We start from the raw sequence: 15041 nt of genomic DNA, 5'->3' as shown, positions 1-15041 counted from the left end.
CTTTGCAAAGATGAGGGAAGAATAAGCATATAGCCTAATATTTCTTATTCGTGACCAGGTACCCCGGATTGATTTCCGGGGTATTTTATTTTCTCCAAATCAGAAATGTATTGCAAAGCTTGGACACGGGTATTATAATATACATGAAATCTATTTAAAAAGCTGGAGGATTCTAACAATGGCTGCAATTACGAAAGATACCATTATTGGTGATATTCTTGATATTGACGAAACCACGGCGCCTTATTTCATGGAAATGGGCATGCATTGTCTGGGCTGCCCCGCTTCCCGCGGAGAAACCCTTGAGCAGGCGTGCCTGGTTCACGGCGTGGATCCGGACGCAATGCTGAAAAAGCTGAACGATCACATCGCGTCTAAATAAAAGAATTTCTGAACAAGGCCGCCCGGCAACTTGATTGCCGGGCGGTTCTTAAGTATGGGGGACGGCGCGTGCTTTTTGGGGCTGCCGTTCCCCTGTCCCGGTTTTCTCCTGCACCGATGGGAAGCCGTGCGGGCGTTTCTGTCCGTGGGGAAGCCGGCGAATTCACTTTACAAAGGGGTGTGCCGATGGGACTTCATCCTTTATTTACTTTGGGCGGCAGGCTTCAGCTCTGCGCCTCCATGGTCCGGCCGGGTACGGCCCTGGCGGACATCGGCACCGACCACGCGTACCTGCCGATCTGGCTTGCGAAGCAGGGGCTGGTTTCCCGCGCCATTGCGGCGGATATCCGCCCGGGGCCGCTTCAGTCCGCGCAGCAGAATATCCGCCGCTACCGTGTGGAAGAGCTTGTTTCCACGCGCCTGTCCGACGGGCTGGAAGCGATTTTTTCCGTGGAGGCGGACGATATCGTCATCGCCGGAATGGGCGGCGAAATGATGATCCGGATCATTCAAAACGCGCCCTGGCTTCGGGACGGGAAAAAAAGGCTGATCTTACAGCCGATGACGTCGGTTCCCCAGCTGCGTGAATTTCTTGCGCGGCAGGGTTTTGCGGTTCTGCGGGAACAGGCGGCTGTGGAAGACGGCCACGCTTATTCGGCCATGCAGGTACGGTATGCTCCCGAAAAAGCCGGTACGGACAGCCTGTACCCCTATATCGGGAAGCTGGACGCCTCGACGGAGGACAACCGCGCGTACATGCGCAAGGTGATTGCCCGGCTTGAAAAAAAGGCCGGGGGACTGTCCGTTTCCGGCCGGCAGGAAGAAGCCGCCGCGCTGATCCGTACGGCGGAACAAATCAAAATAAAAATGCAAAAGGAGCGGTAATATGGTTTCCGTTGGCGAGATTTATGATTACATTGACAGCTTTGCGCCGTTTCGGTCGGCGATGAGCTTCGACAATCCCGGTTTGCTGGTTGGAAACAGGGAAGCCGGGGTGTCTTCGGCGGTTTTGTCGCTGGATATTACGCCCGCGGTCGTTCAGGAGGCCCATGAACTCGGGGCGGAACTGATTGTCAGCCATCATCCGGTCATTTTTCATCCGCTGAAAAGCCTTTCCGCGGATTCCGCGCCTTATCTGCTGGCCCAATACGGCATCGCGGCAATCTGCGCCCACACCAACCTCGACATGGCGGCGGGCGGGGTGAACACCCGCCTGGCGGAGCGGCTGAGGCTCCGGAATGTGGGTACGCTCAGGGAATATGAGGATTCCGGTCTGCCCGAGGCGCTGGAGGGGGAAACCGGCTGCGAATACACGCCGGAAGCCTTCGCCCGGTTTGTCAAGGAAGCGCTGGGCTGCGACGGGCTGCGCTTTACGGACGGAAAACGTACGATCACGCGCGTGGGTCTTTGCAGCGGCGGCGGCGCGGATTTGGTCTACGCCGCGGCGCAGGCCGGCTGTCAGGCGTTCGTGACCGGGGAAAGCAAGCACAATATTTTGCTGGATGCCGAAAACATGGGGGTGACCCTGGTTGACGCCGGGCATTTTTATACGGAAAATCCCGTGATTTTACCGCTTGCGGTGAAGCTGAAAATAAAATTCCCCGACGTTGCCTTCTTTGAGTCAAAGCGGATGCACAGCCCTGCAAAATATCTGTAATGCGCATATACGGGAGGAATATCAATGGCTCTTGACGGAGCATTTTTACATCATATCAAAAAAGAAATAGAGGAAAGCGCGATCGGCGCAAGGGTGGATAAGATCTACCAGCCGAACAGGGAGGAAATGGTTCTTTCCCTGCGCACGTACAGGGAAACCCTGAAGCTGCTGATGTCCGCAAGGGCCAACAGCGCCAGGATCCATTTTACGCGCTTTGTCCCGGAAAACCCGAAGGTCCCGCCGATGCTCTGTATGCTGCTGCGCAAAAGGCTGGCCGGGGCGCGCCTTGCGGCGGTTCGTCAGCCCGGACTGGAACGGATGCTCTGCCTGGATTTTGACACGGTCAGCGAGCTGGGCGACGAGATCCGCCTGACGCTGGTCATGGAGATCATGGGACGCTACAGCAATATTATTTTTGTCGACGAAACGGGAAAAATCATCGACGCCCTCAAACGGGTGGACGCGGAAATGTCTTCCGAACGCCTGGTGCTGCCGGGACTGACGTATCAGCTGCCGCCGCCGCAGGACAAGCTGTGCCTTTTAACGGCCTCCGTTCCTGAAATAATCGAAAGAATTCAGCGGATCCCCTCGGATACGGAGCTTTCAAAAGCCATTTTAAATACGCTGCAGGGGGTTTCCCCGATCGTCTGCCGCGAACTGGAACATCTGACCGGCCACGGCAGCGACATCAGCACGAAATCGATGTCCGTTCAGCAGTGGGAACGGCTTGCGTTCTTTTTAGGCAGAATGGCGGATACGGTCAAAAATGTGGACGGAACGCCGCACATGGTGGCAAGCCCCGTCCAGAAGCCAATGGATTTCTCTTTTATGAATATTGAGCAGTACGGTCTGACCGCGGTTGTGAAACCGTACGATGATTTTTCCACCCTTCTGGACGCGTTTTACGACGAGCGCGACCGGATTGACCGCATGCGGGTGCGTTCGCAGGATTTGCTGCGCGTTCTGACCACCACCTCCGACCGTCTCAGCCGGAAGATGAACCTGCAGCGGGCGGAGCTTGCGCACTGCGCGGAGCGCGACGACCTGAGGATCTGCGGCGACCTGATCAACGCCAATCTGTACAATATCCCCAAAGGCTCGGCGATGGTTGAACTGCAGAATTTTTACGAGGAGTCGATGCCTCTGGTCAAGGTCAAGCTGAATCCCGCGCTTTCCGCTTCCCAGAACGCGCAGAAATATTATAAGGAATACCGCAAGGCGCGTACCGCCGAGGAGATGCTGACCGCTCAGCTTCAGCAGGCCCAGCAGGAGCTCGGCTATATCGACACCGTGTTTGAGGAGCTCAGCCGGGCGGCGACGGAACGCGACCTTTCCGAAATCCGCGCCGAACTGATCGAACAGGGCTATATCCGCGCGCCGAAAGGCCGCCGGAAGCAGCCCGCGGCCATGGGCCCCCTGGAATTTGTTTCCTCGGACGGATTTCCCGTTCTGGTGGGGCGCAATAACCGGCAGAACGACCATCTGACGATGAAGCAGGCCAATAACAACGATCTCTGGTTCCACGCGAAAAACATTCCCGGTTCCCACACCATCCTTTCTGCGCAGGGGCGCTCGGCGACGGAAACCGCGATTTACGAAGCGGCCATGCTGGCGGCTTTCCACAGCAGGGGGAAAGAGTCCTCCAAGGTCCCCGTGGATTATACGGAGGTGCGCAATGTCAGCAAGCCGCAGGGCGCAAAGCCCGGCATGGTTATTTATGTGAACTATAAAACCGTTTACGTTACCCCGGATGCTGCGTTTACAGACAGCCGCAAAGCAAATTAAATTGGTAAAAATATAGGATTCATGTTATAATAACCAATAATCTATTTGGGAAGTGTGCCGATGCTTAAAATAAAAACATCCGATTTTCTGAGAGATACCATCCTTTTTGGAATTACGATATTGCTGATGTTCGCCGCCAATCTGATGACCGTTTTCGGCAGGGCGGAAACGGCGGTCGACGTCCTGTTTTTTGCGGTCATCATGATGAATATTGCGATTATCAGCAGCCTGATTGTCCATATCAGGCGCGATTTTGCGTTACTGATCTTTGTGGGGGCCTACAACATCCTCCTTTTGGGGCGTGTGTATACCTCCTGGTTCGGTTATCACCATAAGCTGCTGACGCTTTTGGAGGCGGACGATTTTCCGAAGCTGTTTCAGTCCCTCCAGATTGTCGCGCTGTCGCTTTTTTGCGTTTACGCGGTTTACCGTGCCGTGGGACCTTTTTTTTACCGCCTGGAATCCGCGATACGGACAAAAGGAATCCACGCCGTCACCCGGAACGACCTGAATCCCATTATCCGCCAGATCAGCGCGGTTGTGCTGTACATCAGCTCCATTCCATTTTTCTATCTCCTGTTCACTTCGGGTCTGGCGGTATTGAAAAACGGATATCTCAGCTCTTACACCAATACGGCCAGCATTCCTTCCGCCGTCAGCCGCCTTTCCATGTTTTTTGTCCCGGCGTTTGCGGTTTTTCTTGCCACTCTGCCCAATAAAAAGCAGATGAAGCTGCCGCTGGCCGTCTACGGGGCCTACATGCTCGCGTCCCTTCTGACGGGACGGAGAAATACGATCGTAACGGAAGCGCTGATGCTGATCGCCTATTTTGTCCTGCGGGACTCGATGCTGGAAAAAGAGAAAAGGGTTCTGAAAAAAAGAACGGTTGCCTACGGGGGCGTGTTCGGAGTTGCCGCCGTGTACCTGCTTCAGCTTCTGGCGCTGATTCGCGCGGGCCTGGACACGGACAGGGGACTGGGAGAAATGCTCGTCAGCTTTGTCGATTCCCAGGGGGCAAGCTTTCGCGTCGTTGTCCAGACGGTCAACCATATCGACCTGTTCAACCCTTCCACAGCCTACTGGTATTTATTCTATCCGTTTGAACTGTTCGTCCATAATAATATTGTTACGAAAACCCTGTTCGGCCTGACCCCGATTATCGAGGTGCAGAACACGGAATTTGTCCGCACCACCCATAATTTCGGACATGCCCTGACCTTTATGGTCGATCCGGACCGTTACCTGAGCGGGGGCGGCTTCGGCACCTCCTATGTAGCCGAGGCCTATGTCGCCTACGGCATTTTAGGGGTCGTCCTGGTCAGCGCGATGATCGGCGTCATCTTCCGCTTTTTCTCTTCCCTGCTGACCCGTTCCTGGGTGACCATTGCCTTCGGGCTGCTCGCCCTGAAAAACTTCGTATATATTCCGCGCAACTTTGCGTTTCTGTGGGTTACCGAGGTTTTTAACATCACCTATATCTGCTTCTTTGTGGGGATCTACCTTGCGGCGCTGCTGATTGCGAAAGGGACGCACGCGCGCTCGCTTTCCCACGCCCGGGGCGGATGGTTGACATGGGAGGAACAGCCATGAAGCTGCTTTTGCTGCTTACCTCCTCGTTTCCGTACGACAACGGGGAAGAGTTTTTGCTCAATGAGGTCAATTATATCAGCGGATACGACCGGGTACTGATCTGTCCCTGCAACCTGAAACCGGATTCCGCCGTTACAAAGAAGCTGCCCGATTTTATCTCCTGTGTTCCGCTCAAAACGGTTCCGGGCGGGAAGTCGGCCTACGCCGGGCTGATGCTCAGGCCTTTTATATGGGCAGAACTGCTCGGTATGATGAAGTCCGGGACATTTACCCCGCAAAGGGCGCATGAAATGCTTTTCTTTATGAAGCGCGCCTGCGAGATTGATACGGCGCTGGCACAGCTCCCGGAGCTTGCCTCTGCCGATGAAGTCACCATCTACAGCTATTGGCTGTTTGACGCCGCGGCCGCGGGAGCGCTGCTTGCGCAGGAGTTGAAGCGGCGGGGAAAAAAGGTGAAACAGATTTCCCGCGCCCACCGCTTTGACCTTTACAGTGAGTTTGCGAAGATGAATTATCTTCCGATGAGGGAGTTTTTGCTGGAGCGGATCGACCGAGTGCTGCCCTGTTCCGCTTCCGGAGCGGAGTACCTTCAAAAACGGTATCCCCGGTACGCGGAAAAAATAGCGCCCGCTTTTCTGGGGACGGCCGACCACGGCGAAAAGCACGGCGCCAGAGAAAACGGGCTGCATATCGTATCCTGCTCTTTCATAGCCCCGGTCAAACGTCTGCACCTGATTGCGCAGGCGCTGGAAAAAGCGGATTTTCCGATTCTTTGGACGCATATCGGCTCCGGGCCGCTGCGCGGGGAAATCGAAGGGATGGCGTCGAAGCTGCCGGACTGTGTCCGTACGGAATGGAAGGGACAGATGGACAACGCCGCCATTATGGATTATTACCGTTCCCATGACCTTTCCGCCTTTGTCAATGTAAGCGCCAGCGAGGGGATCCCGGTTTCCATTATGGAAATCTGCTCCTTCGGCGTTCCCGTGATCGCCACGGATGTCGGCGGAACCCGGGAAGCGGTGTACGACGGGGAAAACGGCTATTTGCTCCCGTCGGATTTTTCACCGGAAGAGCTGCTGTCCCGGCTGAAGAAGCTGAAAGAACTGCCGGATGAGGAGTATGACCGCCTGTGCCGGAATGCGCGCGGAATATGGGCCGAAAAATTCAACGCGCAGAAAAACTACCGGAACTTTTACAAGGAGATCAGTCAATGAAACTGCTGTATCTTACTTTTCAGGAGGATGCTCCGCTGTATCTGGGTGTGAAAAATAAAATCGAGGGCCAGGTCGGCGCGTTTGAGAAGCTGGGCTATCAGGTGACCTATTCCATGTGGCAGGGGAGCATGTTTCAGTTCTTCGGCGCCGAGCCGCAGAAAAGCGGCTTTGATTCCTCCGGCGGAATCATGAAGCAGCTTACGCAGATCGCCCTTGAATATGTCCGAAAGCACAGCTTCGACGTCCTGTATCTGCGCCTTGACCGCGTCAGCTTTGACATGCTTGGAATCTGCAGAACCGCGCGGGAAAACCGGGTAAAAACCATTGTGGCCGAAATCCCGAATTATCCTTATCTGGGGGATTATGTCCGCAATATCCGGTATGCCAAAACGCTCAAAACCCGTGCCGTGACCGCCGCGAAGGTGGCCGTAACGGCGGCGGACGACCGTCTGTCGGGCAGAAGGCTGAAACGGTATGCGGACGCGGTGGTGCTGTACGGAAACCGGGCGGACTCGTTTTTCGGAGTCAAAGCCATGAACGGGGACAACGGCATCAACATCGACGGGATATCGCCCGTCCCACACTGCGGGGACGTCGATAAGGACATTGTGTTTCTCGGGGTTGCCGGTACCCTGTGGTGGCAGGGCTACGACCGGGTCCTTGAGGGAATGAGCCAGTACAAAAAGAAAAAACCGGACGGCGCGCCCGCGCTGAAATTTGTGCTGGTCGGCGGCGACGCCACGGAGATGCCCGAATTCCGCGCGCTGGTGGACAGGCTTGGCCTGACCGAAGACGTGACGTTCTGCGGCTTTAAAAAAGGCAGGGAGCTTTCCGATATTTATCAGACGGTCGACGTGGGGGTATCCTCTCTCGGCTGTTACCGCAGGGGGCTGACCGCCTGCTTTTCCTTAAAAGCGCGCGAATACTGCGCCGCGGCACTGCCCTTCCTGTATGCCTACGACGATTCAAAAATCGGGAGCGATACGCCGTTTGCGCTCAGGCTGCCGAACGACGGGACGGCGGTGGATATGGACGCCGTCATCGAATTTGTCCGGAATTGCCGCAGGGACCCGTCCATAGCGCGAAAGGAACGCGAATTCGCGGAGAAAAATTACGACTGGAAAACCATTATGAAGCAGGTCCTTACTTTTGCGGGAGCTTCAATGAATATAGATTGATCAACGATATTTGGAGGTTAAATATGGAACTTTTCGTAAGCTTTTCAGAAATACTGGAATATTTTAAGAGGAGCATCCTGAAATTTGTCGTCGTCGTCGCCGCCTTTGGAATTGTGTTCGGGCTGATGCCCCTCAAATTTGTCCACAATGAATACACCTGCGATACCACCATGATCATTTCCTGTGAGGTGCCCGAGGACGCGCAGACGGACTACCGGCTGCAGTACACCAGCATTCTGAACAGCAGGGTGCAGACCGCCATCGCCATCGCGGCGGGCAAGGATATGATTTCCCAGACCGCCGAAAAGCTTGGGATCGACGAAAAGGAAATTACTTCGATCGGCGCGGTTCAGGTGAATACGGCTCCGGTCGTCAAGCTGACCGCGAAAACCCCAAACGCCGCCATGGCGGACCGCATTGCCAACACAGCGGCCGGGGTGCTGGGGGCAAAGCTTACCGACGCGTTCCCGTCCCCGAAGCTGACCGCGGTGATCGCCAACCCCGCGATTCCGGCGGAGCCGCAGTCCAATAAATCCACGATGCTCAAGGCCGGCATCCTTGGCCTCGTCATCGGCTTTATCGTGTGCGTGTGCTACGGCATTATTGTCGTGCTGACGGACAAGACCATCCGCAACAGCCGTTATGTCAGCGAAGCGCTGGACACCGCGCTTCTGGGAACGGTTCCGAAGAAGAGCGGCGGCGAAAAGAAGGAAGACAGCTTCCGCAAGCTTCGTGCCGCGGCGGTTCACTGTGCACAGGGAAAGACCAGCTTCCTGGTCACCGATGTCTGCGAGCACAACGGCGCTGCCTCCGTGGCGGCCGGGATGGCGGGCGCGCTGGCCTGTTCCGGAAAAACCACGCTTCTGATTGACGCGGACCTCCGTGAAAACGGGATCGGTAAGCTGCTGGATGTAAAACCGCAGCATTCCCTGACGGACGTTTTGAACGGGACCTGTTCCGCACAGGAGGCGGTTTCACAGACTTCCGTCAAGGGTTTGAGCCTTGTTTCCGGCACGGAAGCATCCCAAAATCCCGCGGACGTACTGTTTTCCGAGAAATTCACCGGGCTGTTCCGGGAGCTTTCCGAAAAGTTCGATTATGTGATTATCCATACGCCTTCCGAAGTGCGGTATCCGGAGGCGGATAATATCGCAAGGCTCGCCGGTTCCGTGATTATGGTCGCGAAATACGGTTCGACTCCGTATCATGAATTCAAGGATTCGTTCCACCGCCTGAACGCCTGCGGCGGCAATCCCATCGGCTTTGTTACCACCGATATCTGAAAGGACAGACAGAACAAAAACGCTCCGCGGAAAATCCGCGGAGCGTTTTTGTTAACGGGTAATAGGAAGCTTGTCCGTTTTGCGGATCAGCGTCCTGATATGGTCGATCAGCATATGCAGGGCGACGGGGTTTTCGCCGCCCTGGGGAATAATGATGTCGGCGTATTTCTTGCTGGGTTCTACAAACTGCTCGTGCATGGGTTTGACCGTATTTATGTACTGGGACATAAAAGAATCCAGGCTGCGGCCGCGTTCTTTCACGTCCCGGGTCAGACGGCGGAGAAGCCGTATATCCGCGTCCGTGTCCACAAACAGCTTCATATCCATTAAATCCAGGAGGTCTTTGTTTTCAAAAATCAGGATCCCTTCCACAATGATCACGCGCGCCGGCTCCACGTGTACGGTTTCTTCGGTTCTGGTGTAGGTGACAAAAGAATAAACCGGGTGGTCGATCGCCCGGCCGTCTTTGAGTTTTTTTACGTCCTCAATCAGTAAATCGGTATCGAATGCGTTGGGATGGTCATAATTCATTTTGACACGCTGTTCGAATGGAATATCGGAATTTGCGCGGTAATAAAAATCATGGGATAAAATGATGGCGTCGTCGGCGATTGCCTGTTTCAGCTTCGTCGAAAGCGTTGTTTTTCCTGAACCGGTGCCGCCGGCTACACCGATTACAAAGGGTGAACAATCCATAGCTGCCTCCTGTGTGTAATGTGTTATTTTACAGCTTTAAATTATAGCACAAAAACCGGCGAAAAGCATTCTTTTAGCTTTCATAATCTTCAATGATACTGTTCAGGCGGTCGACGTCCGTGACCCGGATCCCGTCTTTTAAAAGCACCTGATCCGCCTGCGGCAGCGATGCGACGTCGACGTCGATCTCCTGATAGGGAGTGCTCTCGTTGTTGTAAAAGACTCCGATATGCCCTTCATACTCCTTTACCGTGTAGGTGTTTACACTGCTGCTTCGGCTCGCCATGGTCGGAATTTCGCTGTTTTCTTGACTTGAAGCCTCATTTGAGGTAGAATTATCTAATATATCTGAGCTTGAAACTTCAGGTATTTGGTTTATTCTCGTTTGAGAAAAACCCCACATTAACATTCCGATTATAATAACAGTTGTACCCAGCAGCACAATCCAGTTTCTTTTCAAATAGCATCACCTCATAGGTATTATTTGAAAATATTGGAAAATTATTCATTTTTGTTGCGATAATCCATTTTTTATCAAGGAGGTGGTTCCCGATGAGAAAAACCGATATCAATAAATATGTCGGCTCCCCAAACGGAGAAAAAGACGGCAAAGCCAGGTCCGTTGGCCGGATCGTATGGAAAAGTCTTTTCACCGTTTTTACTATATTATTCATTACCGGCATCATTGTGTCTATTTCGCTGCTTTCCTTTGTATTCAGCCTGAGCAATGAATCCGTCGATTACGACCTGCATAAGCTGCAGCTGAATTATACGAGCTTCATCTATGTAAACGGCCCCAACGACGACAGCTCCAATCCCGTCCAGTACCAGAGCCTGTACAGCAGTGAAAACCGGGTGTGGGTGGATTACGACAAAATACCGCAGTCCATGAAAGACGCCATTGTCGCGATCGAGGACAAGCGCTTCTGGGATCATAAGGGCGTTGACTGGATACGAACGGCCGGCGCGGTGACTACGCTGTTTTCCAAGGGGAGCAGCTACGGCGGTTCTACCATTACCCAGCAGCTGATTAAAAACATTACGGGAGACAAGGACGTGAGTCTTACCAGAAAGGTAAAGGAAATCTTCCGTGCCTTGAATCTGGAACAAAGATATACCAAAGAGGAGATCCTCGCCGCTTATCTCAATGTCGTTCCCTTCGGCAGCGGCAGCAACGGCGTCCAGGCCGCGGCGAACCTTTATTTTGGAAAGAATATCCAGGACTGTGATATAGCGGAGTGTGCCGCGATTGCGGGCATCACGCAGAACCCGACGAAATATTCCCCGCTTGTCCATCCCGATCAGAACAGGGAACGCCAGCAGACGGTGCTGAACGAGATGCATACTCAGGGAATGATTACGGACGCGGAGTACAATACCGCGATGACAAAATCGGAACACATGACCTTTGTGGGGAAAAAAGCCGAGAATGTCGTGGACGACGTTCCTATCTGGAACTGGTATGTGGATACCCTGTTTGAAGACGTCAAGAGCGGCCTGATGGAGCACTATAACTGCTCCAGCGAGAAGGCCGTGGATATGATTTACCATGACGGACTGAAGATTTATGCCGCAATGGATACCGATCTGCAGAGCATTGCGGAAAATACGTTCAAATCGGACAAGCTCTTCGGAAGCAACACCAAGATGCAGGCGGGGTACCTTGCCATGGACTATTCCGGACGGGTGCTGGCCACGGTGGGTTCCAGGGGGGAGAAAAAGAGCAACCGCCTGTTCAGCCTGGCCACGGACTCCAAAAGACAGCCGGGTTCCACCATCAAGCCTCTGGCGGTCTACGGGCCGGCGATAGAATCCGGAAAATACAATTATTCTTCTTTAGTCAATGACAATCCGCTGCCGAACTGGTTCAGCGACGGCAGCTCCGGCCCGAAAAACTGGGGACCGGGGAACACAAGCGGAAAATACTGGGGCCCCATTCCGCTGGAGTGGGCGCTGGAGCGTTCCCTCAACGCCAGCGCGGCGCAGGTCGGAAACGCCATTACGCCGAACGTCAGCTTCAATTTTCTGAAAGACAAACTGGGCTTTACCAGCCTGCTTCCCGCGGACAACAACCGCGCGCCTATGGCGATCGGCGGCCTGAGCGAAGGCGTCACCGTCCGAGAGATGACGGCCGGTTTCCAGATTTTCGCGAACGGCGGGAAATATTATCAGCCCTATACCTTTTATCATGTGGACGACCACGACGGCAATGTGATTCTGGATAACCGCAGCCAGACTTCCGTTCAGGCAATCAGCTCCGCCACCTCGTCCATCATGCATCGTCTGCTCAACAATGTCGTGACGGGCGCCCACGGGACGGGGCGCGGCGCGGCGATCAGCGGGTGGGAGGTATTCGGCAAAACGGGTACCACCAACGATGAAAAGGACAGCTGGTTCATCGGCGGAACGCCTTACGCGGTCGCCGGTATCTGGACAGGCTATCTGACGCCCGCGCATCTGGCCAATACGACCTATGCCGCCGCCACGTGGAAGAATATTATGGCGTCGTATCTGAAAAATAAAGAAAAATTGACCTTTACCTACGATCCCAACGTGGTTTCGGCCAGGTTCTGCACGGTGACCGGACTTTTGGCGAACCCGACTGCCGACAAAGACACCCAGATCGGCTGGTACGACAAGAACCATATGCCGGCTATCTGTGACGGTATCCACGCCGGGTCGGCTTCCTCCGTCGTTTCCCATTCCGATGAGTCCGGTACGGAAAGCGGGGAGAGCGCCGTTTCGAGCGGCGGGGAGTCGCACGAAAACCCCGACGCTTCCTCGGAAGCTCCGACGTCTTCCACAACACCGGAATCCCATACGTCGTCCGCAAAGAATTCCCGCCCGGATAAACTGTCGAAGCCGGGCCGTCCCCAGGGGGATTTGGCGGCTGCGGCCGATTGACTGCTCTGTCATTTTCATGCGGATGCCTGTTCGCGGGCATCTGCATTTCGGTTAATTTGTAAATTGATTGTCGCACTGAAACGTGGTAAACTATTAAAGTGCTTATCTGTTTTTTGGGAGATCAGTAGAAATAGTAAGGGGTGCTACATATGGTAGAAATAGCTGTAATGGGATACGGCGTAGTCGGCTCCGGTGTGGTGGAGGTTTTGACCAATCACGCGGAGAATATCGCCAAACGCTCCAAAGAGCGAATCGATATCAAATATATTCTGGATTTGCGTGAATTCCCCGGCAGTCCGTTTGAAAGCAAATTCACAAAATCCTTTGATACCATCCTGAACGACCCGGAAGTAAAAATCGTGGTGGAAGTGATGGGCGGGCTGAACCCGGCCTTCGATTATGTGAAACGCTGCCTGGAAGCGGGAAAAAGCGTGGTTACCTCCAATAAGGAGCTGGTGGCCGCCAAAGGGGCCGAGCTGCTGAAAATCGCGCAGAAAAACAACCTGAATTTCCTGTTCGAAGCGAGTGTCGGCGGCGGCATCCCGATTATCCGCCCGATCAGCCAGTGCCTTGCGGCAAACGACGTGGTGGAAATCGCGGGTATTTTAAACGGTACCACCAATTTTATACTGACCAAAATGATCCGTGAACAGATGACTTTTGAGGATACGCTGGCTCTTGCCCAAAAGCTGGGTTATGCGGAGCGCGATCCCGCCGCGGATGTGGAGGGGCAGGACGCCTGCCGCAAAATCTGCATTCTTTCCTCCCTGGCCTATGGCAAGCACGTCTACCCCGATCAGGTGCACACCGAGGGCATCACCAAAATTGCTCTGGCGGACGTGGAGTACGCCGCCGCCTGGGGCGGAGTGGTCAAACTGATCGGACAGGTCAAAATGATGGAGAGCGGAAAGCTGCAGGTCATTGTCTGCCCGATGTTTATTCCGCGCGAAAGCCAGCTTGCCAATGTTGACGACGTGTTCAACGGGATTATGGTGCGCGGCGACTCGACCGGCGATATCGTGTTTTACGGAAAGGGCGCCGGAAAGCTCCCGACCGCAAGCGCGGTTGTCGCGGACGTCATTGACTGCGTGAAGCATTTCAGAGCCAGAAAATATCTCTACTGGGAAGACGGTTCAAAGGATTATGTGGAGGATTACCTCCTGAACGAGGTCGCCATGTTCGTCCGCGCCGAAACGGACGACGAGGACCTCGCCTTTAAGAACATCAATCAGATTTTCGGCGGAGTTACGCGGCTTTCCCGTAAAAAACCGGCCCGCGGCGAAATCGCTTTTGTGACGGAGGTTATGCGGGAAAAAGAAATCGTCGCAAAGCTTGCGGAACTGGAACCGCTGGGAGTGACGGTAAAGAATACCATCCGCATAGGGGATCTGTAAATTCATTTCTTTAGGATTAGGATGTTGATAGGATATGATAAGAATTCAGGTACCGGCTACCAGCGCGAACCTTGGATCGGGCTTTGACTCCCTTGGAATTGCGCTGGACCTGTACAATCAGGTTTGGATGGAAGAATCCGATACCGTTGATATTTCCAGCAAAGACAATATTCAGGTGCCGACGGACGACAGCAACCTGATTTTCTGGGCCGCAAAGCAGGTTTATGAGCGGTGCGGCCGCAAATTGCCGGGTCTTAAAATCGTTCAGCTGAACAATATCCCGATGGCGCGCGGTCTGGGCAGCAGCTCGGCGTGCATCGTCGCCGGAATTTCGGGCGCGAACCGCCTTTTGGGAGGCCCTCTTTCGGTACAGGAGCTGATTAACCTTGCGGCTGAAATCGAAGGGCATCCCGATAACACCACGCCCGCGATCGAAGGCGGCCTTGCCGCCTCCGCCATGGAAGCGGGAAGGGTTTACAGCGTGAGCGTTCCCGTTTCGGAAAAGATCCGGTTCGCTTTGTTTATTCCGCCTTTTGAACTGAAAACAGAGAAGGCGCGCTCCGTGCTTCCCAAAGAGTATTCGAGAAGCGACGCCGTTTACAATCTTTCAAGGTCCGCGCTGATGGCGGCCTCGCTCTTTTCCGGCAAGCTGGAAAACCTGCGCGTGGCGGTGCAGGATAAGATTCACCAGCCGTACAGGGCCAATCTGATCGATCATCTGGACGACGTGTTCCGCCTGAGCTATGAGCTCGGCTCGCTCGGTACTTATGTCAGCGGGGCCGGCCCGACGATTATCTCCATGATCGATGCCTCCGATACGGATGTCTTTGCAAAATACGCGGCGAATCATCTGGAGGAAAAGGGGATTACGGGCTGGGAGATCAAAATTTTAAATACGGATTCAAAAGGCGCGCAGATATCGATTGAATAATACTTTTACTTTAATATGGGGGATG

At 54.2% G+C, this 15041-nt stretch carries 13 protein-coding genes; 11 read left to right on the top strand and 2 right to left on the bottom strand.

Features of this window, described 5'->3' with window-relative positions; translation table 11 throughout:
• Positions 1-178 precede the first annotated feature (178 nt).
• The 8 genes from ACQGQ5_RS09620 (at position 179) to ACQGQ5_RS09585 (ending at position 9091) form a co-directional block, all read left to right on the top strand.
• Complete coding sequence (locus ACQGQ5_RS09620) at positions 179-382, top strand: DUF1858 domain-containing protein (RefSeq protein ID WP_455736300.1); 204 nt, start codon at positions 179-181, stop codon at positions 380-382.
• A gap of 68 nt (positions 383-450) precedes the next feature.
• On the top strand, positions 451-1266 hold the full coding sequence (locus ACQGQ5_RS09615) for a class I SAM-dependent methyltransferase (RefSeq protein ID WP_455736299.1): 816 nt from the start codon (positions 451-453) through the stop codon (positions 1264-1266).
• Position 1267: 1 nt separating this feature from the next.
• A complete protein-coding gene (locus ACQGQ5_RS09610; protein WP_455736298.1) occupies positions 1268-2038 on the top strand; it encodes a Nif3-like dinuclear metal center hexameric protein in 771 nt (256 codons plus the stop codon).
• A gap of 24 nt (positions 2039-2062) precedes the next feature.
• Positions 2063-3823: an Rqc2 family fibronectin-binding protein gene (locus ACQGQ5_RS09605; RefSeq protein ID WP_455736297.1), complete on the top strand. Its 1761-nt coding sequence runs from the start codon at positions 2063-2065 to the stop codon at positions 3821-3823.
• A 60-nt stretch (positions 3824-3883) separates the two neighbouring features.
• The gene (locus tag ACQGQ5_RS09600; protein ID WP_455736296.1) at positions 3884-5413 is read left to right on the top strand and encodes an O-antigen polysaccharide polymerase Wzy family protein; all 1530 of its coding nucleotides are present in this window, start codon (positions 3884-3886) and stop codon (positions 5411-5413) included.
• Positions 5410-6630: a glycosyltransferase gene (locus ACQGQ5_RS09595; protein WP_455736295.1), complete on the top strand. Its 1221-nt coding sequence runs from the start codon at positions 5410-5412 to the stop codon at positions 6628-6630. The genes ACQGQ5_RS09600 and ACQGQ5_RS09595 overlap by 4 nt, the downstream gene beginning before the upstream one ends.
• The gene (locus ACQGQ5_RS09590) at positions 6627-7808 is read left to right on the top strand and encodes a glycosyltransferase (protein WP_455736294.1); all 1182 of its coding nucleotides are present in this window, start codon (positions 6627-6629) and stop codon (positions 7806-7808) included. Before ACQGQ5_RS09595 ends, ACQGQ5_RS09590 begins: the two co-directional genes overlap by 4 nt.
• A 23-nt stretch (positions 7809-7831) precedes the next feature.
• Positions 7832-9091: a hypothetical protein gene (locus tag ACQGQ5_RS09585; protein ID WP_455736293.1), complete on the top strand. Its 1260-nt coding sequence runs from the start codon at positions 7832-7834 to the stop codon at positions 9089-9091.
• Positions 9092-9142: 51 nt separating this feature from the next.
• On the opposite strand, the gene udk is transcribed toward ACQGQ5_RS09585, so the two are convergent.
• Both udk and ACQGQ5_RS09575 read right to left on the bottom strand, forming a co-directional pair.
• Positions 9143-9787 carry a uridine kinase gene (gene udk, locus ACQGQ5_RS09580; RefSeq protein ID WP_455736292.1) on the bottom strand — a complete coding sequence of 215 codons (645 nt, stop codon included), beginning with the start codon at positions 9785-9787 and terminating at the stop codon, positions 9143-9145.
• A 73-nt stretch (positions 9788-9860) separates the two neighbouring features.
• A complete protein-coding gene (locus ACQGQ5_RS09575; protein ID WP_275714276.1) occupies positions 9861-10073 on the bottom strand; it encodes a BofC C-terminal domain-containing protein in 213 nt (70 codons plus the stop codon).
• A gap of 266 nt (positions 10074-10339) precedes the next feature.
• Here ACQGQ5_RS09575 and ACQGQ5_RS09570 point away from each other — a divergent pair, with 266 nt between their 5' ends.
• From ACQGQ5_RS09570 to thrB, 3 genes are all read left to right on the top strand, one after another.
• Positions 10340-12691: a transglycosylase domain-containing protein gene (locus ACQGQ5_RS09570; RefSeq protein WP_455736291.1), complete on the top strand. Its 2352-nt coding sequence runs from the start codon at positions 10340-10342 to the stop codon at positions 12689-12691.
• A 149-nt stretch (positions 12692-12840) separates the two neighbouring features.
• Positions 12841-14085: a homoserine dehydrogenase gene (locus ACQGQ5_RS09565; protein WP_455736290.1), complete on the top strand. Its 1245-nt coding sequence runs from the start codon at positions 12841-12843 to the stop codon at positions 14083-14085.
• Positions 14086-14119: 34 nt separating this feature from the next.
• A complete protein-coding gene (gene thrB / locus ACQGQ5_RS09560) occupies positions 14120-15016 on the top strand; it encodes a homoserine kinase (protein WP_455736289.1) in 897 nt (298 codons plus the stop codon).
• The last annotated feature ends 25 nt before the right edge of the window (positions 15017-15041 follow it).

It is taken from the genome of Caproiciproducens sp., from assembly GCF_053840905.1.
The sequence above is the reverse complement of the archived record's forward strand: the minus strand, read 5'-3'. Positions and strand labels throughout refer to the sequence as shown.

Excerpts from the sequence above, each read along its gene's own strand:
- ACQGQ5_RS09590 (WP_455736294.1), top strand. The coding sequence starts at position 6,627 with ATGAAACTGCTGTATCTTACTTTTCAGGAGGATGCTCCGCTGTATCTG.
- ACQGQ5_RS09575 (WP_275714276.1), bottom strand. The coding sequence starts at position 10,073 with ATGGCGAGCCGAAGCAGCAGTGTAAACACCTACACGGTAAAGGAGTAT.
- udk (WP_455736292.1), bottom strand. The coding sequence starts at position 9,787 with ATGGATTGTTCACCCTTTGTAATCGGTGTAGCCGGCGGCACCGGTTCA.
- ACQGQ5_RS09605 (WP_455736297.1), top strand. The coding sequence starts at position 2,063 with ATGGCTCTTGACGGAGCATTTTTACATCATATCAAAAAAGAAATAGAG.
- ACQGQ5_RS09610 (WP_455736298.1), top strand. The coding sequence starts at position 1,268 with ATGGTTTCCGTTGGCGAGATTTATGATTACATTGACAGCTTTGCGCCG.
- thrB (WP_455736289.1), top strand. The coding sequence starts at position 14,120 with ATGATAAGAATTCAGGTACCGGCTACCAGCGCGAACCTTGGATCGGGC.
- ACQGQ5_RS09600 (WP_455736296.1), top strand. The coding sequence starts at position 3,884 with ATGCTTAAAATAAAAACATCCGATTTTCTGAGAGATACCATCCTTTTT.
- ACQGQ5_RS09585 (WP_455736293.1), top strand. The coding sequence starts at position 7,832 with ATGGAACTTTTCGTAAGCTTTTCAGAAATACTGGAATATTTTAAGAGG.
- ACQGQ5_RS09620 (WP_455736300.1), top strand. The coding sequence starts at position 179 with ATGGCTGCAATTACGAAAGATACCATTATTGGTGATATTCTTGATATT.
- ACQGQ5_RS09595 (WP_455736295.1), top strand. The coding sequence starts at position 5,410 with ATGAAGCTGCTTTTGCTGCTTACCTCCTCGTTTCCGTACGACAACGGG.
- ACQGQ5_RS09565 (WP_455736290.1), top strand. The coding sequence starts at position 12,841 with ATGGTAGAAATAGCTGTAATGGGATACGGCGTAGTCGGCTCCGGTGTG.
- ACQGQ5_RS09570 (WP_455736291.1), top strand. The coding sequence starts at position 10,340 with ATGAGAAAAACCGATATCAATAAATATGTCGGCTCCCCAAACGGAGAA.